Below are 19,661 nucleotides of genomic sequence, written 5' to 3' on the forward strand. Positions count from 1 at the left end.
AGAAGTATGGCAGCCGTATGGCACGGACTGCTGCGGCTTGGCCGCGATACCTGTGTTATTAGGAGGCTTTAGTATGGCAGCACGTGCGGACAACGTTTCGCGTGTCGACCATGATGGAGTTACGTTGGTAGAGGGCGCGACGCACGATGTCCGCTTTGCCTTCACCGAACGCACTGGCGGTGTTTCCGAAGATGCGTACTCCTCACTCAATCTGGGCTCGCATGTTGGCGATGACCCCTTTGCCGTTCAAGAAAATCGTCGCCGCGTACTCGAGGCCATGGGTATTGCCGAGTGCGAGCACAACCTGCTTGTCCCCAATCAGGTACACGGTGACAATGTCGTGACGGTGACCTCGAACGGCGCCGATGATCTCGAGAACATTCGCGAGCAGATTGCCGAGGGCTGCGATGCCCTCGTCTGCACGGCGCATGAGGTGCCCGTGATGCTTTGCTTTGCCGATTGTGTTCCCGTTGTGCTGGTGGCTCCCGGCGGCTTTGCCGTGGTGCATTCTGGCTGGAAGGGCACGATTGCGCGCATTTCCGCCAAGGCGTGCCAAGCGCTCTGCGAGGCGGCTGGCTGCAAGCCAGACGACATCTCTGCCTATATTGGGCCCCATATCCTGGGTGACGAGTACGAGGTGTCCCAAGAACTTATGGACCGCTTTGCCTCCGAGTTCGCGTGCATCGATGCTGCCGCTTCTCGTATGCTCGATCTTTCCGCCGCCATTCGCGAGGCGCTGATGGACGCCGGCGTCGAAGCGAACGGCATTGTGGATACCAAGCTCTCCACCGTTCGTCAGAACGACCGCTTTTATTCCTACCGCAACGAGGGCGGCACCTGTGGGCGCCATGCTGCGATCGGCGTGATGCTATGAGAAAGATCGCGTCGGTCCTAAGCGCGGCAGTGCTCACGCTTACGCTGTGTGCCTGCTCCTCGGGATCTTCCACGTCTTCTATCACCGTGGCCGGCTCGACCACCTGCCTTCCCATTGCCGAGATTGCGGCCGAGGGCTTTAAGGAGGAGACCGGCACCGACGTGCTCGTCTCTGGCCTTGGCTCTTCTGCCGGTATCGAGGCCGTCAGCAACGGCACGGCTGACATCGCCAGCTCGTCTCGTGGCCTCAATGCCGACGAGCAGAATCTGGGCCTGACCCCGATTGTAATCGCGCACGACGGCATCGCAGTCATCGTGAACGACGATAATCCGGTCGACAACCTCTCGACCGAGCAGCTTCGCGACATATACGCCGGTAAGATTACCAACTGGAAGGAAGTCGGCGGAGAGGACCTGAAGATTCAGGTTATTAACCGCGATGAGGCGTCCGGTACGCGCGAGGCCTTCCGTACCATCGTGATGGACGGCACGCCGTTCGATCGTCGCTCTGCCGTTCTTTCGGGCACGGGCCAGGTACGCGATGTCGTGTCCCGTTCGCGTGGTGCCATTGGCTACATCTCGCTGGGTTTTGTCGAGAGCCTCAACGCTAAGACTTCGGTTAAGGCTGTTTCGGTCAACCATGTCGAGGCATCCGAGAAGACGGTCGCAAGTGGCGGCTACCCCATCTCGCGCGACCTTTACTTCTTTGTGAAGGGTACGCCTTCGCAGCGTGCACAGGACTACATTGACTATGTGACGTCGGAGAAGATGGACAAGCAGATTCGCGAGGCGGGCTTTATTCCCGTCACCAACGACGGAAAGGGGAGTGAGTAGCATGGAAGCACAGGAAACCCCCCAGATTGAGCGAGAGGCTCAGGCGCCCAAAAAGCGTGAGTTGGCGTTGGTGTCGCGCAGCACCTATCTCAAAGAGAAGGCGCTGCAGTGGATTTTCTTTGCTTGCGCGTTCTTGGCGGTCGTCACCGTCATCCTGATTTTTGTCTTTACCACGTACTCGGCGTTGCCCGTCTTTACCGACATCGGTCTGGCGGACTTCTTTAGCTTTACGTGGGCGCCCTCCGAGGGCCACTACGGCATCATGTCGCTGCTGGCGGGCTCTGGTCTGGTGACGGTCGGTGCGCTCGCCATGGGTGTGCCCCTGGGTGTGGGCACGGCCGTGTATCTGGTCGAGATCGCCGGCAAGCGCGTGCGCAGTCTCATCAGCCCCGCCGTCGACCTGCTGGCGGGTATCCCCTCCATCATCTACGGTTTCTTTGGCATGGTCATCATCCGTCCGTTTATCGCGCAGCTGACCGGTGGTCTTGGCTTTGGTGCGCTGACAGCGTGGCTCGTGCTCGCCATCATGATCGTTCCCACCATCACCACGCTCACCATCGATGCCCTCAATTCCATTCCCATGGGCATTCGCGAGGCATCCTATGCCATGGGTGCCACCAAGTGGCAGACCATCTACAAGGTCGTGCTGCCTGCAGCCAAGTTGGGCATCGTCGATGCGATTGTCTTGGGCATGGGTCGTGCCATCGGTGAGACCATGGCCGTGCTCATGGTCGTTGGCAACGCTCCGGTCATCCCGGACAGCATCTCGAGCCCCATCTCGACGCTCACGAGCCAGATCGCGCTCGACATGAGCTATTCCTCGGGCCTGCACCGCTCGGCTCTGTTTGGCATGGGCGTGGTCCTGTTTATCATTTCCGCCGCATTGGTGGGCATCGTCCGTCTGATTTCCAAGAAGAAGAGGGGGTAGGCTATGTCCGATTCCGTTGACACGACGGTCGATACGACCTCGTCGCGCGAACGCATCAAGCGTGCCCTTTCCCATGGTAAGAAGGGCCGCATCAACAAGGATCTGTCCAACAAGATTATGCTCGGCGTGTTTCGCGCCGCGGCCTATATCACCACGCTGGTGCTGGTCGCCATCATCGCCTACGTAGTTATCAACGGTCTGCCGCACATCTCGCTCGACTTTATCTTTGGCTGGCCGCAGGGAGTAAACGCCGAGGGCGGCATTTGGCCCACTATCGTCTCGACCGTCTACGTGACGGCGCTCGCCATGCTCATCTGCACGCCGGTTGCCGTCTTGGCTGCGGTCTATCTGGCTGAATATGCCAAGCAGGGCAAGGTTGTCGACATCATTCGCTATGCTGCCGATGCCCTGGCCTCGGTGCCCTCCATTGTTATGGGCCTTTTTGGCTACGCCTTGTTTGTCGAGGCCATGGGCCTGGGTCTTTCGATGGTTTCGGCCGCCCTGGCGCTCGCACTTCTGATGCTGCCCATTGTCATGCGTACCACCGAGGAGGCAATCCGCGCCGTTCCGCGCTATATCCGTTGGGGCGCATATGGCCTGGGTGCCACCAAGTGGCAGGTCGTCTCCAAGATCGTGCTTCCTTCGGCTTTTGGCCGCATCGCCACCGGCATCGTACTTGCCATCGGCCGCGCCATCGGCGAGACCGCCGTGGTGCTCTACACCATGGGCCAGGCCATCAACCTGCCTATTTCGCCGCTCGATTCCGGTCGCCCCATGACCGTTCACCTTTATCTGCTTGCCAATGACGGCATCAACATGAACGCAGCCTACGGCACCGCGCTTTTGCTGATGGCGATTATTCTGGCCTTCAACCTGTTTGCGCGTTATCTGTCGCGCAAGCGCCGCTAGTTAAGGAGTCCCATGTCCGTCTATCAGTCCGCTCCCACGCTGGAGCAAGCGGCCATCACGGCCAAGGATTTCAACTTTTGGTACGGTGACTTTCATGCGCTGACGGGGCTCGACCTCAACATCGCCAAAAACGCCATTACCTCGTTTATCGGCCCTTCGGGCTGCGGCAAATCGACGTTTTTGCGCTGTATCAACCGTATGAACGACCTTATCGAGGGCACGCGCGTCGAGGGCACCATGACGCTCGACGGCAACGATATCTATGCCGAGGGCGTCGACCCGGTCGACCTTCGCCGCCGCGTGGGCATGATTTTTCAGCAGCCCAACCCGTTCCCTAAATCCATCTACGAGAATGTTGCTTTTGGCCCTCGTCTGCAGGGCGTGACTAGCAAAAGCGACCTCGATGACATCGTGGAAGAATCGCTCAAGCGCGCCAACCTCTGGAAAGAGGTATCCAATCAGCTCAACAAGGATGGTTTGGCGCTCTCGGGTGGTCAGCAGCAGCGTCTGTGCATCGCGCGTGTGCTCGCGGTGCAGCCCGATGTCCTTCTGATGGACGAGCCCTGCTCCGCCATCGACCCCACGTCCGTCTCCAAGGTCGAGGATCTGATGGCCGAGCTGGCGCCCGAGATGACGATCATCATCGTCACACATTCAATGCAGCAGGCAGCCCGCATTAGCGACTACACCGCCTTCTTCTTGCAGGAGGTTGCCGGCGAGCCCGCCACGCTCATCGAGTATGGTCAAACCGACGCGATCTTCACCAGCCCGGTGGATTCGCGGACGGAAGACTATATCACCGGCCGCTTTGGCTGATCGGTGCGACTAGTCCCGAGCCGATCGGACCTGGTCCGGTGCGTATTCACTGTGCGGGCGGCATGACCGCACCCAACTGATTGGAGTGAACCATGCGCAAACTGTTTTCCCGTCAGCTCGTCGAGGCTCGTCACGAGATGTTGAGCATCTACGAGGCTGTAGACCTGGCTCTTCACGACGCCGTGAAGGCCTATGTGACCGACGACCGCAAGCTCGCCACCAAGACCAAGAAGCGCACGCTTTCGATTGACGCGCGCTGCGCCAACCTGGAGGCCGTGTGCTACAACCTGATCGCTACGCAGTCGCCGGTCGCCTCCGACTTCCGCTTGCTGCAGACAATCATCTACGTCGACTTTAACCTGCAGCGCATGACCGATAAGGTTCGCCAGATCTGCCGCGCCACGCGTCATATGGTCAAGGCCGATATCTCGCTGCCCCAGGAGCTCGTCGGTACGGTTGAGGCCGAGGCCGAAGCCGTATACCAGGTGCTGGGCTCGTCGCTTTCCGCGCTCGTCACCAACGACATGTCCATCATCTGCAACTTGGCCGTCGAGGACGAGCCGGTGCATGCGGCCTATGAGAAGTTCTTCCGTACCTTCAACCGCATGGACGCGGGCGAGTTTATGGACGACGACAGCAATTATGACGATCTGCGCCGCGCCATCATGGTTTCGCGCTACCTCGATCGCATCGCCTCGATTTCCATCGATGCCGCCTGCCGTCTGACCTTCCTTTTGACCGGCCAGCGCATGAACGCCGGCGATATCGCCCGTACGGACGAGGATGAGCTCGAGAGCATGCGCGTACCTTCGGGCGAGGGCGTCATCATGAGGCCAGCTGTCGATGCGCGCTTTGTTGCCAAGGTACCCGCTAACGAGGTGAGCGAGGGTCTTCGCTACCTGCTCGAGCACCTCGAGGACGAGGACGATACCGAGGATGACGAGGAGTAGGGTAGCTCCGTTCGTCGAAAGATTGTAAATACCTAAGTGAGCGCGGCCTTGCACATGCAGGGCCGCGCTCTTGCGTTAGCATGGGACTACTTGTATGGCTGTTAGCGGAGGCGATTGGCAATGGATAATTATTTGAACGTGATGCGCGCTCGCCGCGAGCAGATTCTCGAACGCTTTTATGCCGCACTCGATCGCGTGGGCCGTCCACACAATGCCGCACGTCTGATTGCCGTCTCCAAGACCGTTGGCGTCGATGAGACCGTTGCCGCCATCCAGGCAGGGTATCGTCATTTTGCCGAGAACCGTCCGCAGGAGCTTGTTCGCAAGCTTGCGGGGCTGGCGGAGCATCCGGAGCTGCCCGAGGTGCGCTTCGATATGATCGGTAATCTTCAGACCAACAAGATCAATGCGGTGCTGGGTGCGGCCGAGCTGATTCATTCGGTGGGGTCGCTTCATTTGGCGCAGGCTATCTCGAGCCGTGCCGTCCGCAAGATTGAGGCGGGCGAGCTTTCTGCTCCGCAGCATGTGCTGATCGAGGTCAATGTAAGCGGGGAGGAGTCCAAGGGCGGCTTTTCGCCCGATGAGGTTCGTGCCGCGGCTGGCGAGCTTGCGGAACTTGAGGGAATTTGTGTGCAGGGGCTTATGACCATGGCACCCCGGGGGAATAAGGATGTGGCGCGCCGCACCTTTGCCGGGCTGCGTGAGTTGAGGGATGAGCTGGAGACGGCACACCCCGATCTGTGTCTGCCTGAGCTTTCTTGCGGCATGAGCGAGGACTTTGAGCCTGCCCTTGAGGAAGGCTCGACGCTTGTTCGCCTGGGCAGGGTAGTATTCAGCCCGGAGTTTGAAGTAAAATAAGAGCCTGAAGTGCGCGCTGATTGTCAGAGCGCCTGCATTAGACCGTGAGAGGACACAACCATGGGTTTCCTTGACGAAATTAAAAATAAAATGCACCTAGGCGGCCAGCAGGGTTATGACCAGGGTTATGGCCAGGATGATGACTACGGTTACGATGACGGCTATGACGACGGCTATCAGAACAACGGCTACAGCGGTGCTTCGGGCGAGGGCTTCTACACGCAAGATGAACCGAGCAATGGACTGCTGGGGCAGACACGCCGCGGAGAGGCTGAGTCGGTTGCTGTGTACACGCGTTCCGGTCAACTGATCGGCGACGACTCCCGTCACGCTACGACGTACAATCCGCCTTCGCGCTCTCAGGATGCCGCTGCGGGCGGTTATCGTCCCGGCGCCTATGACACGCCGTCAAGCTACGCCGAGAACGCTCGGGTCCGCGCTGCCGCTGTGCCCGCTCCTGCTTCAACGCCGAGCGATGCCTCTGCCTATGCGAGCAATATCATCAACGCCACGCCTCAGTTGCCGGCCTACGTTCTTCGTCCGGAGAGTTATGACGACGTGGAGACGGTCGTGCGCCGCGTGCGTACCAAGCAGCCTGTCGCGCTGATCTTTGTGGGCGTTCGCACCGAGGTCGCCAAACGCGTCCTGGACTTTAGCTATGGCTTTGCCTGCGGCCTGGGCGCTTCGGTCAAAGAAGTGGGCGACCGCGTGTTTATGGTGCTGCCCGCCGGCTGCGAGGTCAAGGATTCGGATCTTAAGAAGCTTCGCGCCGACGGCTACCTTAAGTAAAGACAAGACGAGGAGATTCCCATCAACATCTACACCATCGTTCAGCTTGTCAACACGCTGTTTAATTTTTATTCCACGTTGATTGTGGTCTACTGCTTTATGACGTGGATTCCCATGAAGCAGGGTGGTTTGCTACAGGATATCGCGGCGGTGCTCGACGGCGTTTGCGGCCCTTGGCTCAACCTGTTTCGCCGGTTTATGCCGCCGATGGGCGGTATCGATTTTTCACCGGTCGTTGCGATTATTGCGTTGCAGTTGGTGCAGAAGCTCATTCTGCAGCTACTTATAGGTATACTCGTATAGGACTGGCTCAGTAACCTATGTCGGGCGCTTAGCGCCAAGGCGATGATAAAGGAGAACTTGTTATGGCTATTACCCCTGCTGACATCCAGGCTCAGACCTTCTCTGAGGCCAAGCGCGGCTACGATCCCGCCGAGGTCGACGTCTTCCTGGAGACCCTGTCCTCCGAGGTCGACGCTATGCTTGCCAAGATCGTTGATCTTAAGGGTCGCCTGACCGCCACCGAGCAGCAGCTTGCCGATACGCAGGCTCAGCTTGCGCAGGCCCAGGATTCTGCCGCTCAGGCTGCCCCTGTCGCCACTCCCGCTCCCGATTTCTCCGCTCAGGAGCGTCAGATTTCCGCCGCTCTCATTGCGGCTCAGCAGACCGCCGAGGCGATTGTCAACGACGCTAACGAGAATGCTGACCGCATCCGCAACGAGGCCGACGCCAAGGCCCGCGAGGTCATCCGTCAGGCCCTGACCGAGAAGCAGGCCGAGCTCGAGGAGATTGACCGTCTGAAGGCTTCCCGCGAGGAGTTCAAGGCCGAGTATCTCAAGCTCATTCAGCACTTTATGGACGATGCTCAGAATTCCTTCCCGGCCGATCTGCTGGCTTCTACGCCGGTCGGTTCCGCGGCTTCTCCTGCCGTGACCATGCCTGCCGCCGAGCCGCTGCCTGTCGCTGATCCGGTTGTCCCCGTGGCCGACCCCTTCGCCCCGATTGACAACTTTGCCGCGGACGACCTGGACTAGCGCCAAAACTACAATCTAGCTCTTAAAAGGAGCTCGCGCTTGCGAGCTCCTTTTTTGTAGCTGTATACGGGTTGGGAAACAAAACGCCGAGCTCTGCGTGCGATAGGGCAGAACTCGGCGAACGTTTGAGCGGTAAAAGGTAGATTTTAGGGCATGGGCCAAAAACTACTTGAGAAGGAAATTGGATAGAGGAATGGTGCGGGCCTCGCGATGCTCGGGGTCGGCGATATGGTCGGCGGGATAGCCGCAGACGAGCATGTGGTAGGGATAAACGCCCTCGGGCAGGTTGAACTGCTCGCGGGCTAGCTCGGGCTTAAAATGGCATACCCAGCACGTTCCCAGGCCCTGTTCCTCGGCCTCCATCATCATCTGATCGCAAACAATCGAGGTGTCGATAGCGCTGGAGTTCATCTGATCATAGGGACGCACCCAAGCATCGTTGGTAACGCTGCAAACGAGGAAGATGAGCGGAGCGCCAAAGATGGACCCATCACGAGCAAACCGAGGCTGACAAGCAGCTGCCTTTTCCAGAAGCTCAGGCGTATCCAACACCATCACACGGGTTGGATGATTATTGCAAGCAGAAGGAGCAATGCGTCCAGCCTCAACAATGGTATCCACCACAGCCTGCTCAACAGAACGATCCTCAAACAAACGACAAGAATACCGAGACCGAGCCAGATCCATGTACGACATACAAGCCCTCCAACAATTAAAAATCAAACAAACCCAAAGTAACCTAAAGAGTACCCAAAGCAGCAATCAGTCAAACGCTCACCAAGGGCCAAAGTGTCCGAGCGGGTACCAAAGGTCCCTTCAGCCAAACCCCCATTGCGCTAAAACTATCAGCCAAAGTTCCAATGGTGATACGTAAGGCGAAGGGCCGGCACCTGTTTACTTTCGAACGACTCTGCTACGCAGCCGGAGTGAGAAAGCAAACAGGTGCCGGCCCTTCGCCGCCGGGACGCGTACCCCCAATTAACTGTTCTTCATGACAATCGAATCCACGACATCGGCCACATTCTCGCAGCAGTCGGCGCAGTACTCCAAGAAGGCGTACACGTCACGCCAGGCGATGACCTCGAGCGGGTCCTTGCCGTTGACGTGCAGGTTACGCATGGCGTTGATGTAGAGTTCGTCGGCCTCGGACTCGATGGTGTTGATCTGGATGACGAGCTCGCGCAGCGTTTTGGACTTGCGGTAGTTGGGCAACTCGACCATCAGGTCCTTCATGGCGCGGCAGGCGTCGGTCACCTTGTGGGCGATCACGATGGCATCAGGGTGGATGCTCTGGATGTTGGTGAAGTAGAGGCGCTGCACGACGCCCTCAATACGGTCGAGCACGGTATCGAGCGAGCAGCTCATGAGGTTAAGGTCCTCGCGCTCAAGCGGGGTGATAAAGGCCGTGAGCAGGGCGTCTTCGAGCTCATGGTGCTTCTTGTCTGCTGCATGCTCAATCGCATGCATCTTCTCGAGCATGTCGTGGATCTGCGCGGGGTCAAAGTTCTCAAAAATCTTGGTGAGCAGCTCGGCTGCCTGAACGGCGAAGTCGGCGCAGGCGACGTAGTTGTCAAAGTAGAACGAATCGGGTTTCTTTGCCATGAGTGATCCTTTCGGGGCGAAGACGGGTGGGCGAGGTAATGCGGTCCGGATGGACATTCGGTTTGACTAGAGGAACATCATGAACAGCCTGGCCATGACAAAGCTGATGAGTCCACAGGCGGGGAAGGTGAAGAACCACGTGAACATCATGTCCTTGACCACGCCGAAGTTGATGGCCGAGAGGCGCTTGACGGCGCCGACGCCCATGATGGCGCAGGTCTTGATGTGCGTGGAGGACACGGGGATACCGGTGAGCGTGGCAAGCAGCAGGTTTGCGGCTCCTGCCAGGTCGGCAGAGAAGCCCTGATACTTCTCGAGCTTAACCATGCTCTGGCCGACGGACTTGATGATACGCTCACCGCCCACGCTGGTGCCGATGCCCATGGTGGCCGAGCACAGCAGCATGATCCAGATGGGGATGCCGGCGTCGCCGACGCCGGTCTGTCCGTTGGCAAAGGCGACACCTAAAAAGAGCACGCCGATGAACTTTTGTCCATCCTGCGCGCCGTGCATAAAGCTCATGGCCGCGGCGCTCGCGATCTGAGCATATTTAAAGAAGACGTTGGCACGTCGCCTGTTGGCGGCAGCGAAAAGAATCGAGACGAGCTTGCACAGGACCCAGCCCATGACAAAGCCCAGACCGATGGAGAGCGCCAGGCCGTAGATGACCTTCATCCACTCGTGGACATTGACGCTGCTGGCGCCGCCGAGGGCGATGGCAGCGCCGGTTAGGCCGGCGATGAGGCTGTGGCTCTGCGAGGTGGGGATGCCAAAACGCGATGCCGTGGCGCCGTAGACGACGATGGAGAACAGGGCCGCGCAGAGGCACGCGAGCGCCATGGTGCTGTTTCCGCCAAAGTCGACGATATGGGAGATGGTGTTGGCAACGCTGGCATTAAAGTGCGTCATGATGAGCACGCCCAAAAAGTTGAACGCGGCACTCATGAGAATAGCGGCGCGGGCGGGCATGCAACGCGTGGTGACACAGGTCGCGATGGCGTTGGGCGCGTCGGTCCATCCGTTGACGAAGATGGCGCCGAGCGCGAGGAACACGGTGACGGCAAGGACTGGGTTCGAAACAAGTTGGCCGAGGAAGGCTGAGAACGTTACGTCCATATATGGGCTTTCTCGAAGTTTGCAGAAACGTTACAAAAACATGATAAATCGTATCACCTCCTGCGGGTTTCTTTACCGAGTTCTGACGGGAGAAGTGAATTTTTTGGCACTAAAATTGAATATTAGCCCTGTTGACCGCGGGTGTTCTTTTTGCTAATACGCCGTGAGGACACGTGCGCTCGCTCCGACACCCCAAAACCACAGTCTGTTCGCTTTACAATATGCAAACATGCGTTCGATAATAGGGGCATGGAATATCGACAGACAGATGGCAAAACTCGGCGCGTGCACAAGCAGTATGTGGACGTCGTGGCCCGCATCCTCGCGGGCGGACAAGTTGTGCCGGTTACCGTCTGCTGGGTCGACGGTCGCTGCTTTACGATTGACGAGATTGTCTCGTCTACCGGTTTTGGCCTGACGGTTCACGGCATTCGTACGGCAACCTATAAGGTTCGTTTTGGCGGACATACGACCGAGCTGTATCTGGAAGACCAGGCGCGTGAGCGACCGGATGGCTCGCAGGCTCATCTGATGCGGTGGTGGGTGTGGGCGTTCGACCGCACACTCGAGAGTGAGCGCCGTGGGTAAGAGCGCGCGCCATTCGGGTACAATGGCAGGAATCTTGTCACCTACGGCGCTGTCGCGGCGCTTTTTGAAAGGACGAAATTATGAACGATATCCAGGGCTATCAGAACGGCCCCATCGAGACCGGCGCAAGCCGTGCCAAGGAGATGTCGCCGCGCGCGTACAACCTTGCCATGTCTGCCCTGATCTTTTTGGGTTTTTGCGCTATGGGCGCTGGCGCCTACTTTACGGGCACCATGTCGTTTGCGCGCATGATGATGAGTGGCGCCGCCCTGCCGCTGGTCTTTGGCTCGTTTATCCTGACCATTGTCGGCATCGTCATGATGTCGGCCGCCGCCAGCAAGCAGTCCGTGGGCCTGTCGCTCGCGGGTTACGCGATCTTTGCGAGCACCTTTGGTCTGACCGCGTCGTTTGGCCTTGCCAACTACGACCTGCCCACCATCAACACCGCCTTTATCGCCACTGCCGCCATCACCTTTGTCTTTGGCGCACTGGGCGTGACCTTCCCCAAATTCTTCCAGCGTGTGTACGGCATTGGTTTTGGCATTCTGCTTGCCACGATTCTGGTCGAGATCGTGCTGATGTTCATGGGCGTCTCGCAGACCATCACCGACCTGATCGTGATTGTGGTGTTCGCCGGCTTTATTGGCTACGACACCTATGTGGCCACGACGGTGCCGCCCACGCTGCCCAACGCCGTGCTCATGGCGTCCAACCTGTTCGTGGACATTATCAACGTGTTCCTGCGCATTCTGAACATCCTTGGTCGTCGCGACTAGTGCCAGATTGCAGCGGTGCTTGCCGCGCGCAAATCGATGCGAAAGGCGGTCCTTCGGGGCCGCCTTTTTTGTACGCGGCGGGGTATCATGGATGGGAAAAGCCGATAGCGGCAGCGACCGAGAAAGGTGACCACTTATGGCAGACGTCGACAACAGGAACCGTAACCGTAGGCCCAACCGCGCGGGACAGCCCAATCCCAAGCGCGAGGCCCGTGCCAAGGCCGCCGAGCGTCACGTGGCGACTGTGTCCGAAGCGTGCGCAAAGGATATCGAGCGCTCGCTTGCCGGCGTGCGCGAGTTCGAGGGCATGCCTGCCGGATTTGTCGCGGCGATGAAGGCTAAGGCCCAGGTGGCTGCTGCCGAAGAGCAGGTTGCCGATGAGTCTGAGGCCGCCGAGGTTGCGCCTGCCGAGACCGAGGTCGTGGCCGAGCCTGTGCCCGCAGAGGAAGCCACGGAGACCGAGCCCGCGCCTGCTGCCGAGGAGCCCGCTCCGGTCCTACCCGAGGTCACCGTGCTCGACGCCTCTGCCACGCAGGCCATTCTGGATAACGGCCGAGGCTACGCGCAGTTCTGCGACATGGCCGTGCTCGCCTTTGCCTCGTTCACCAACCCGGGCGGTGGCTACATCCAGGGCTATCTGGGTCAGGAGGCCACGCTCTGTGCCGATTCGTATCTGTACAATGTGCTCGATAAGCAGCGCAAATGGTACGGCGAGAACCGTCGCCGCAACATCAACTGTGAGCTGTACCGCAACCGTGCGCTGGTGGTGCCTGCGGTGCGCTTCGACCGCAACCACGTGCATGCGTACGCCGACGTGATCGTTGCCGCCGCGCCCAACGCCAAGCGCGCTCGCCAGGAGTATCGCGTGGGTGACGATGCCCTGCTGGACGCCCTGCGCGATCGTATCCGCTTTGTGCTGGCCATCTGCGACGAGCTTGGTCGCGAGAAGCTCGTGCTGGGCGCCTGGGGCTGTGACAACAACGGCTTTGACGCCGAGGCCGTGGCCGAGCTCTTCCGCAAGGAGCTCTCATCGGGCGACTTTAAGGTCAAGCAGGTCTTCTTTGCCGTGCCCTCTACGCGCTGGGACGAGGATTTTGCCAAGTTCGAGCACGTGCTGGCAAGCTTCCCCGAGCGCAACGAGGAGTCCTATGCCCAGGTTGCCGCCCGTGCCGCGGCCGCCCGTGCCGCCGAGCAGGCTCATGCCGCTGCCGAGGACGACGAGGATGATGACGACTGGCGCAAGTATCTGTAATCGGTGCGCGCTGACAGATAGGTCGAGCCGGCGGGAGGGGCTGCTCCCGTCGGCTTCTTGCTGAAGGAGGGGTTTGCGATGAAAAACGTCCTGTGCTTTGGTGACAGCAATACCTATGGCTACGATCCGGCGGGCATGCGCGATGGCACCGCGGTGCGCTATGCGCACGATGTGCGCTGGTGCGGCGTGGCCCAGCGCGACCTGGGCGAGGGCTGGCATGTGATTGAGGAAGGTCTAAACGGCCGCACGACGGTGCGCGACGATATGTGCCATCTGGACACCAATCTCAACGGCATCCGCGCGTTGCCGATGCTGCTCGAGGCCCATAAGCCGCTGGACGCCATTGTGATCATGCTGGGCACCAACGACTGCAAGACGGTCTTTAACGTGACGGCTTCCGATATCGCCCGTGGCGCCATGGCGCTGATTCGCGCCGTCCGCGCGTTTCCATGGACCGACGCTGCGCCCTGCCCGCGCATTCTGCTGATGGCGCCTATCAAGATTAAACCGCAGATCGCCGATGTGTACATGACCGACTTTGACGAGCGCTCCGTCGAGGCCTCGGAGCATTTTGCCGAATACTATGCGTATGTCGCTGAGCAGTTTGGCTGCGACTTTTTGAATGCCGCCGATTTTGCCGAGCCGGGCGATATCGATTATCTGCACATGATGCCCGAAAGCCACGAGAGCCTGGGCCACGCCGTGGCAGCCAAGCTCCAAGAGATGCTCGGTCAGTAGCGCAGCCCCAAACCACACAAAGGGGACAGGCGCCTTTGCGGTGGTTTGTGAGGTGGTTTTGGTTGCTGGCTTTTTAGTACTGCCACATGTGGTTGACGGGGCCGGAGCCCTTGCCCATGTTCAGGCCGGCGGCGAGAGCGCCGGTTAGGTAGGCCTTGCCGGCGTTGACGGCATCGGCAAGATCCATGCCCTGGGCCAGCGCGCAGGCGATGGCGGACGAAAGCGTACAGCCGGTACCATGCGTGTTGTCGGTCTCGATGCGCTTGTGGCGGAACCACGTGGTGAGCGGATCGCCCAGGTGGTTGCCCTCGTCATCGAGCGGCGCGGGCTCTGCTAGCACATCGTTGGCCTCGTTGACAAAATGCCCGCCCTTAACGAGGGACGCGCAGCCAAAACGGCGGGTGAGGAGCATGGCGGCATTTTGCTGTGTGCGCTCGGAATCGACCTCGTAGTCGAGCAGCGCCATGGCTTCGGGAATGTTGGGCGTGATGACGGTCGCCAGCGGGAACAGGCGGCGTGTAAGCGCTTCGGCGGCGTCCTCGGCGATGAGACGAGCGCCCGAAGTGGCGACCATGACGGGGTCGACGACGATATTTTGTGCGTCCCAGGCGCTCAGGCGGTCGGCTATGACTTCGATAATCTCGGCAGAAGAAACCATGCCGATCTTGACGGCACTGGGGCGGATATCGTCAAAAACGGCATCGATCTGCGCCGCGACAATATCCGGGGAGATGTTCTGCACGGCGGTGACGCCTAGGGTGTTCTGTGCGGTGATGGCCGTGATGACCGTCTCGGCATACAGGCGGTGCGCCGTGATGGTCTTGATGTCGGCCTGAATGCCGGCGCCACCGCTGGAATCGGATCCTGCGATGGACAGGACAGCTGGTACCTTACTGCGATCCATGTTCGCTCCCTTGTTCGGTCGGATTCAAATGGGTCTCCTGCCCGCATTATAAAGTTGCCCGGGCCGGCTGTATGCCGATCCCGGGCGGGTGGTGCAATCTTTACGTAAATGAAAGAAATTGTTCACACGTCAACAATTGACGAACGCCTTGTGGCCGATTATGGCTCCGGTGACGAGTTAGTCCTCCATGCCGAGGTCGATCGTCGTGCCCTCGAACACCTTGTTGACGGTGCGGACGGCGCACATCTTGCCGCACATGGTGCAGGTGCCCTCGGTGGCAGCAGGGGATTCCTCGTAGCGCTTCTTGCCGGTGACCGGGTCGAGCGCGCACTTCCACATGGCGTCCCAGTCGAGCTTGCGGCGTGCCTGGCCCATCTTGTCGTCCATGTCGCGGGCGTGGGGCACCTTTTTGGCGATGTCGGCGGCGTGTGCGGCAATCTTGGTGGCCATGAGGCCGTCGAGCACGTCCTGGGCGTTGGGCAGGCACAGGTGTTCGGCGGGCGTCACGTAGCACAGGAAGTCGGCGCCGGAACTGGCGGAGATGGCGCCACCGATGGCTGCGGTGATGTGGTCGTAGCCCACGCCGATATCGGTCACCAGCGGCCCGAGCACGTAGAACGGGGCGTTGTGGCACAGGCGCTTCTGCAGTTTCATGTTGGCGGCGATCTCGTCGAGCGCCATGTGCCCCGGGCCCTCGACCATGACCTGGACGCCGGCGGCCCAAGCGCGCTTGCACAGCTTGCCCAGCTCGATCATCTCGGCGGTCTCGGTGGCGTCGTTGGAGTCGTAGAGGCAGCCCGGGCGGCAGGAGTCGCCGAGCGAAATCGTCACGTCGTACTCGTGGCAGATCTCGAGCAGCTCGTCAAAGTACTCGTAGAAGGGGTTCTCGTTGCCGGTGACCTCCATCCAGCCAAACAGCAGTGAGCCGCCGCGGCTGACGATGTTCATGAGACGGCCGGTCTCCTTAAAGGTTTTGGTGACCGACTTGTTGATGCCGCAGTGGATGGTCATAAAGTCCACGCCGTCCTCGGCGTGCGCGCGCACGACCTCGAACAGGTCGTCCTTGGTAAGCTTGACAAGCGGCTTTTCCATGTAGCCGATGGCGTCGTACATGGGGACGGTGCCCACCATGAGCGGCGTCTCGTCGATGAGCTGCTGGCGGAATTGGCGCGTCTTGCCCGAGTTGGAGAGGTCCATGATGGCGTCGGCGCCAAAGTCCTCGGCAATCTTGACCTTCTTCCATTCCTCGGCGGCATCGGCCTTGTCGCCCGAGATGCCCAGGTTGACGTTGACCTTGGTAGACAGGCCCTCGCCGACGCCAAAGGCGCGCATGCCCTTTTTGATATGCACGATGTTGGCGGGAATGGCGATGCGGCCGTCGGCCACGCGCTCGCGGATGTACTCGGGGTCGCGATGCTCGCGCTCGGCAACCTCCTTCATCTGCGGTGTGATTTGCCCGGCGCGGGCGAAGTCGATTTGCGTGACGAGCTTGGGCTCGGTCTGTGTGCTCATTGGCACGGCTCCCTTCGTTGGCATTACCCATATCAGGTTTGCGGGTCAGGGCGGGCGCGCCCAGTCTCAGCCTGCCGTCTTGTCCTGCAAGCTCCCCGTTTATGTGGTGGGCTCAAGTATAGCTCGAATGGGTACGATTGACGCGACGAGCATGCCCGCGGGGAGGCGAACATGGAAGACAAGCATCTGTATCGAGAGACGCAGTGGGATGTGTCGGCCGAGGAGAGCCGCGCCCATCATGGGCTGGTCGCAATTGGTTTCGCGATTCTTGTCGTGATGGTGATTGCCTGTTGTATCTGGACATTTGGCGGGCGTGGGGGAGTTTCCTGGACGTTTGAGGCGGACGATAGCCTGCCGATTATGACGGCGAAGGTCGCGGGTGGCAATACCGTTGCCGCGCCGGGCGACTATTGGTATCCGCGCGACAAGTTTGTGCAACTGCAGCTGAGCGGTGGTTCCATTCCTGGTGAAGAGATCGAGCGTGTGACCTTCGATGCGTCGCTTAGGACGCTGTCGGTCGAGCTCAAAGATCAGGGGGATGTACCCACGACCATGGATATAGCCCTGACGGAATGGCGCCTGGAGCCTCCGTCGGGTGTTGAGGCGTCCGAGGTGGAGCACGTTAAGGTTACCTACCAAGATGGCTCGACGAGCGAGATTGCAAAAGCCGACGGCCTGGCGGAATAGACGCCGTGCCTAGGCAGCACATTCAAAAGTAGTGGTAGTCCTACAAGGCCTGTTCGTTCAGGAAGACCAAAGTGTTTTTATTTGAAAGCTCGGGAAAGTAACGATAACCAACGTCGAACGCGGTGAGCCCGCTTACATCCTCGAACTTGTTTTCTGCCATCCAGCGCACCATGGAGCCGCGCGCTTTTTTGCTGGCGGTCGAGCGTTGGATGGGCTTGCCGTTGCGGATGCCTTCGCCAAAGAGGCATGTGACGACCGTGGCGTCGGTGGTGAGGCGGGTCAGAACGGCTTTGGCGTATTCCGCGCTGGCGAGGTTGACGATCGTGGCGTTGGAGCCTGCCGGAGCGATGACCCGTGCGAGCTTGTCGCCCCAAAACGCGTAGAGGTCTCGGGCATCGTCGACGGCAAGCTTCGCGCCCATCTCCAGCCGATACGGTTCAACGGCATGAAAGGGGCGTACGCATCCGTAAAGGCCCGAGAGGATCCACAGATGGTCTTGCAGCCATGCGAGCTGTGCGGAATCCATCACCTCGGGCGCCATGCTTTGGTATTGAATGCCGTGATAGGACATGACGGCAGGGGAGAGGTGACGGGCGAGTGCGGGATTGTCGAGATCGCCGCTTTGCAAGATGGGCTCGAACTCATGCAGGGTGTTGAGGCAGGGCCCCAGCAGTTTGTCACTCACGTTCCACAGCGCCTGCAGGCTGCCGCTGCCTTCATTCCGCTCGATATCTAGCAGTGCGCGGTGGAGGCGAGCCGTCTCGCGCACAAAGGGTGGAATGCCCAGGACTTCAAAAGCATCTTGGGCCGCGCGCATCTGCTTGGCGGGCGAAATGATGACCTGCAGCATGGACTCTCCTCTGCCAAAAAGGAAGTGGCGGTGTAATACGGTCTGTTTTGGCCGTTTATGGGCCAGTTTAGTCCGTATCTCACCGCAACTGATGAAGGGTTGATTAGGCGCGCTCGATGAAGGCCTTGTAGCCGCGATAGGCCTCGTAGATATCGGCCTTGTTGGCGACCTCCCACAGGGCGTGCATGGACAGGACGGCAACGCCGGAGTCGATGACGTTCATGCCGTACTTGGCCATGATGTAGGCGATGGTGCCGCCGCCGCCCGCGTTGACGCGACCGAGCTCGCAGGTCTGGAAGTCCACGCCGGCCTCGTCCATAATGTCGCGGATGAGAGCCATATACTCGGCGTCGGCGTCGTTGGAACCGCCCTTGCCGCGGCTGCCCGTGTACTTGTTAAAGCACAGGCCGCGACCCATAAAGGCTGCATTCTTGGTCTCGAACTTGCCGGCGTAGCCCGGGTCGAAGCCGGCGGACACGTCAGAGGAGAGCATGCGGCTGTGGGCGAGTGCGCGGCGCAGGGCCAGCGGGCTGCCCTCGCCGGCGAGCGTCATGATCTCGGCGACGGTGTTCTCGAAGAAGCGGCTTGTCATGCCGGTGGCTCCCACGGAGCCAATCTCCTCCTTGTCGACGATGAGCGTGATGCTCGTGCGCTCCACGTTGGCCACATTGATCTGGGCGAGCATGGAGGGGTAGGCGCAGACGCGGTCGTCGTGGCCATAGCCCAAAATCATGGAGCGGTCGAGGCCCATGTCGCGGGCGGGGCCGGCGGGCACGACCTCGATTTCGGCGGAGAGGAAGTCCTCCTCCTCGACGTCGTACTGCTCCTTGAGGATATCCAGGAACATCTGCTTGACGGGCTCGGTGGGAGCGTCCTTGTCGTCCTCGTCAAATTTTACGGGACGGCCGCCCACGATCACGTCGAGGATCTCGGCGTCGACGGCGTCCTTGGCGGGCTTGGACATCTGCTCGCTCGAGAGGTGGATCAGCAGGTCGGAGATGGTAAAGACCGGATCGTCGGCCTTGTCGCCGATGTTGATGTCGACGGTGGTGCCGTCCTTTTTGCAGATGACGCCCACGAGTGCGAGCGGGGAGGCCACCCAGTGGTAGCTCTTGACGCCACCGTAGTAGTGCGTGTCGAGGTAGGCCATGTCGCCGGCCTCGAAGGCGGGATTCTGCTTGAGGTCCAGGCGCGGCGAGTCCACGTGGGCGCCCAGGATGTTAAAGCCCTGCTCGAGCGGGGCGGTGCCCAGGTTGACGAGCATAAGATCCTTGCCGTGGTTGGCGGCGTACACCTTGTCGCCTGCCTTGAGCTCGCGGCCTTCGGCGATCACGGTCTCCAGGTCGACGTATCCCGCCTCCTCGGCCATCTTGATGCCGGTCTTGACGCACAGGCGCTCGGTCTTGTTCTCGCTCAAAAACTGCTTATAGCCGCGGCAAAGCTCCTCGAGCTCCTCGATTTGCTGTGGCGTGTACTTTTTCCATGCGCAGGGACGCTCCATGACGCAGGCTCCTTTCGGATCGATCGTGCTGGTTGTTGTACCGTGAGCCATCGTATCACTCGGGAACGCGCGGTGGCGGGGGAGCTTGATGTGCGGTGGCCGCGGGGCGGGGAGCGTGTAAACTGGAGTGAGCAAGCCGTGCCC

The 19,661-nt window shown here is 60.0% G+C and carries 22 protein-coding genes; 15 read left to right on the forward strand and 7 right to left on the reverse strand.

Features of this window, described 5'->3' with window-relative positions; all coding sequences use genetic code 11:
* Positions 1 to 73 precede the first annotated feature (73 nt).
* From ACTNA2_RS03515 to ACTNA2_RS03560, 10 genes are all read left to right on the forward strand, one after another.
* Positions 74 to 874 carry a polyphenol oxidase family protein gene (locus ACTNA2_RS03515; protein ID WP_154515254.1) on the forward strand — a complete coding sequence of 267 codons (801 nt, stop codon included), beginning with the start codon at positions 74 to 76 and terminating at the stop codon, positions 872 to 874.
* Positions 871 to 1,707 (forward strand): phosphate ABC transporter substrate-binding protein, encoded by an 837-nt coding sequence (locus ACTNA2_RS03520; RefSeq protein ID WP_154515256.1) that lies wholly within the window; start codon positions 871 to 873, stop codon positions 1,705 to 1,707. The genes ACTNA2_RS03515 and ACTNA2_RS03520 overlap by 4 nt, the downstream gene beginning before the upstream one ends.
* A gap of 1 nt (position 1,708) precedes the next feature.
* The gene (gene pstC / locus ACTNA2_RS03525) at positions 1,709 to 2,635 is read left to right on the forward strand and encodes a phosphate ABC transporter permease subunit PstC (RefSeq protein ID WP_441033191.1); all 927 of its coding nucleotides are present in this window, start codon (positions 1,709 to 1,711) and stop codon (positions 2,633 to 2,635) included.
* A gap of 3 nt (positions 2,636 to 2,638) precedes the next feature.
* On the forward strand, positions 2,639 to 3,544 hold the full coding sequence (gene pstA / locus ACTNA2_RS03530) for a phosphate ABC transporter permease PstA (protein ID WP_427727613.1): 906 nt from the start codon (positions 2,639 to 2,641) through the stop codon (positions 3,542 to 3,544).
* Between the two features lie 12 nt (positions 3,545 to 3,556).
* The gene (pstB, locus tag ACTNA2_RS03535) at positions 3,557 to 4,360 is read left to right on the forward strand and encodes a phosphate ABC transporter ATP-binding protein PstB (RefSeq protein WP_089571588.1); all 804 of its coding nucleotides are present in this window, start codon (positions 3,557 to 3,559) and stop codon (positions 4,358 to 4,360) included.
* Between the two features lie 92 nt (positions 4,361 to 4,452).
* Positions 4,453 to 5,310, forward strand: coding sequence for a phosphate signaling complex PhoU family protein (locus ACTNA2_RS03540; RefSeq protein WP_427719211.1), 858 nt, complete (start codon positions 4,453 to 4,455; stop codon positions 5,308 to 5,310).
* Between the two features lie 120 nt (positions 5,311 to 5,430).
* Positions 5,431 to 6,168, forward strand: coding sequence for a YggS family pyridoxal phosphate-dependent enzyme (locus ACTNA2_RS03545; RefSeq protein ID WP_441048621.1), 738 nt, complete (start codon positions 5,431 to 5,433; stop codon positions 6,166 to 6,168).
* A gap of 60 nt (positions 6,169 to 6,228) precedes the next feature.
* Positions 6,229 to 6,957, forward strand: a complete 729-nt coding sequence (gene sepF, locus ACTNA2_RS03550; protein ID WP_154515266.1) for a cell division protein SepF — start codon at positions 6,229 to 6,231, stop codon at positions 6,955 to 6,957.
* 57 nt (positions 6,958 to 7,014) lie between these two features.
* Entirely contained in the window at positions 7,015 to 7,260 is a 246-nt protein-coding gene (locus ACTNA2_RS03555; RefSeq protein WP_427719264.1) for a YggT family protein, read from the forward strand.
* A gap of 62 nt (positions 7,261 to 7,322) precedes the next feature.
* The gene (locus ACTNA2_RS03560; RefSeq protein WP_154515270.1) at positions 7,323 to 7,991 is read left to right on the forward strand and encodes a DivIVA domain-containing protein; all 669 of its coding nucleotides are present in this window, start codon (positions 7,323 to 7,325) and stop codon (positions 7,989 to 7,991) included.
* Between the two features lie 165 nt (positions 7,992 to 8,156).
* Here ACTNA2_RS03560 and ACTNA2_RS03565 read toward each other — a convergent pair whose 3' ends face one another.
* The 3 genes from ACTNA2_RS03565 to ACTNA2_RS03575 all read right to left on the reverse strand — a co-directional run bounded on the left by ACTNA2_RS03565 (position 8,157) and on the right by ACTNA2_RS03575 (position 10,709).
* Positions 8,157 to 8,687, reverse strand: coding sequence for a nitroreductase family protein (locus ACTNA2_RS03565; RefSeq protein ID WP_154515272.1), 531 nt, complete (start codon positions 8,685 to 8,687; stop codon positions 8,157 to 8,159).
* A gap of 282 nt (positions 8,688 to 8,969) precedes the next feature.
* On the reverse strand, positions 8,970 to 9,593 hold the full coding sequence (locus ACTNA2_RS03570) for a DUF47 domain-containing protein (protein ID WP_427719219.1): 624 nt from the start codon (positions 9,591 to 9,593) through the stop codon (positions 8,970 to 8,972).
* A gap of 66 nt (positions 9,594 to 9,659) precedes the next feature.
* Positions 9,660 to 10,709 carry an inorganic phosphate transporter gene (locus ACTNA2_RS03575; protein ID WP_427719222.1) on the reverse strand — a complete coding sequence of 350 codons (1,050 nt, stop codon included), beginning with the start codon at positions 10,707 to 10,709 and terminating at the stop codon, positions 9,660 to 9,662.
* 249 nt (positions 10,710 to 10,958) lie between these two features.
* Between ACTNA2_RS03575 and ACTNA2_RS03580 the strand changes: the two genes are divergently transcribed.
* The 4 genes from ACTNA2_RS03580 (at position 10,959) to ACTNA2_RS03595 (ending at position 14,063) form a co-directional block, all read left to right on the forward strand.
* Positions 10,959 to 11,297: a hypothetical protein gene (locus tag ACTNA2_RS03580; protein WP_154515278.1), complete on the forward strand. Its 339-nt coding sequence runs from the start codon at positions 10,959 to 10,961 to the stop codon at positions 11,295 to 11,297.
* 80 nt (positions 11,298 to 11,377) lie between these two features.
* Entirely contained in the window at positions 11,378 to 12,073 is a 696-nt protein-coding gene (locus tag ACTNA2_RS03585) for a Bax inhibitor-1 family protein (RefSeq protein WP_154515280.1), read from the forward strand.
* Positions 12,074 to 12,209: 136 nt separating this feature from the next.
* Positions 12,210 to 13,325 (forward strand): TIGR02452 family protein, encoded by a 1,116-nt coding sequence (locus ACTNA2_RS03590; protein ID WP_441041701.1) that lies wholly within the window; start codon positions 12,210 to 12,212, stop codon positions 13,323 to 13,325.
* A 78-nt stretch (positions 13,326 to 13,403) separates the two neighbouring features.
* Entirely contained in the window at positions 13,404 to 14,063 is a 660-nt protein-coding gene (locus tag ACTNA2_RS03595) for an SGNH/GDSL hydrolase family protein (protein WP_441016707.1), read from the forward strand.
* A gap of 73 nt (positions 14,064 to 14,136) precedes the next feature.
* On the opposite strand, the gene thiD is transcribed toward ACTNA2_RS03595, so the two are convergent.
* The gene (gene thiD / locus ACTNA2_RS03600; RefSeq protein WP_427719233.1) at positions 14,137 to 14,967 is read right to left on the reverse strand and encodes a bifunctional hydroxymethylpyrimidine kinase/phosphomethylpyrimidine kinase; all 831 of its coding nucleotides are present in this window, start codon (positions 14,965 to 14,967) and stop codon (positions 14,137 to 14,139) included.
* Between the two features lie 177 nt (positions 14,968 to 15,144).
* Entirely contained in the window at positions 15,145 to 16,479 is a 1,335-nt protein-coding gene (thiC, locus tag ACTNA2_RS03605; RefSeq protein WP_099431544.1) for a phosphomethylpyrimidine synthase ThiC, read from the reverse strand.
* 171 nt (positions 16,480 to 16,650) lie between these two features.
* Between thiC and ACTNA2_RS03610 the strand changes: the two genes are divergently transcribed.
* Positions 16,651 to 17,166: a hypothetical protein gene (locus tag ACTNA2_RS03610; protein ID WP_154515290.1), complete on the forward strand. Its 516-nt coding sequence runs from the start codon at positions 16,651 to 16,653 to the stop codon at positions 17,164 to 17,166.
* A gap of 40 nt (positions 17,167 to 17,206) precedes the next feature.
* Here the strand turns inward: ACTNA2_RS03610 and ACTNA2_RS03615 are convergent, their stop codons facing one another.
* A complete protein-coding gene (locus ACTNA2_RS03615; protein ID WP_427795802.1) occupies positions 17,207 to 18,016 on the reverse strand; it encodes a YaaA family protein in 810 nt (269 codons plus the stop codon).
* A gap of 103 nt (positions 18,017 to 18,119) precedes the next feature.
* On the reverse strand, positions 18,120 to 19,517 hold the full coding sequence (locus ACTNA2_RS03620) for an aminopeptidase (RefSeq protein ID WP_154515295.1): 1,398 nt from the start codon (positions 19,515 to 19,517) through the stop codon (positions 18,120 to 18,122).
* Positions 19,518 to 19,661: the final 144 nt, after the last annotated feature.

This window comes from Collinsella sp. HCP28S3_E9 (genome assembly GCF_052065455.1).
Classification (GTDB): domain Bacteria; phylum Actinomycetota; class Coriobacteriia; order Coriobacteriales; family Coriobacteriaceae; genus Collinsella.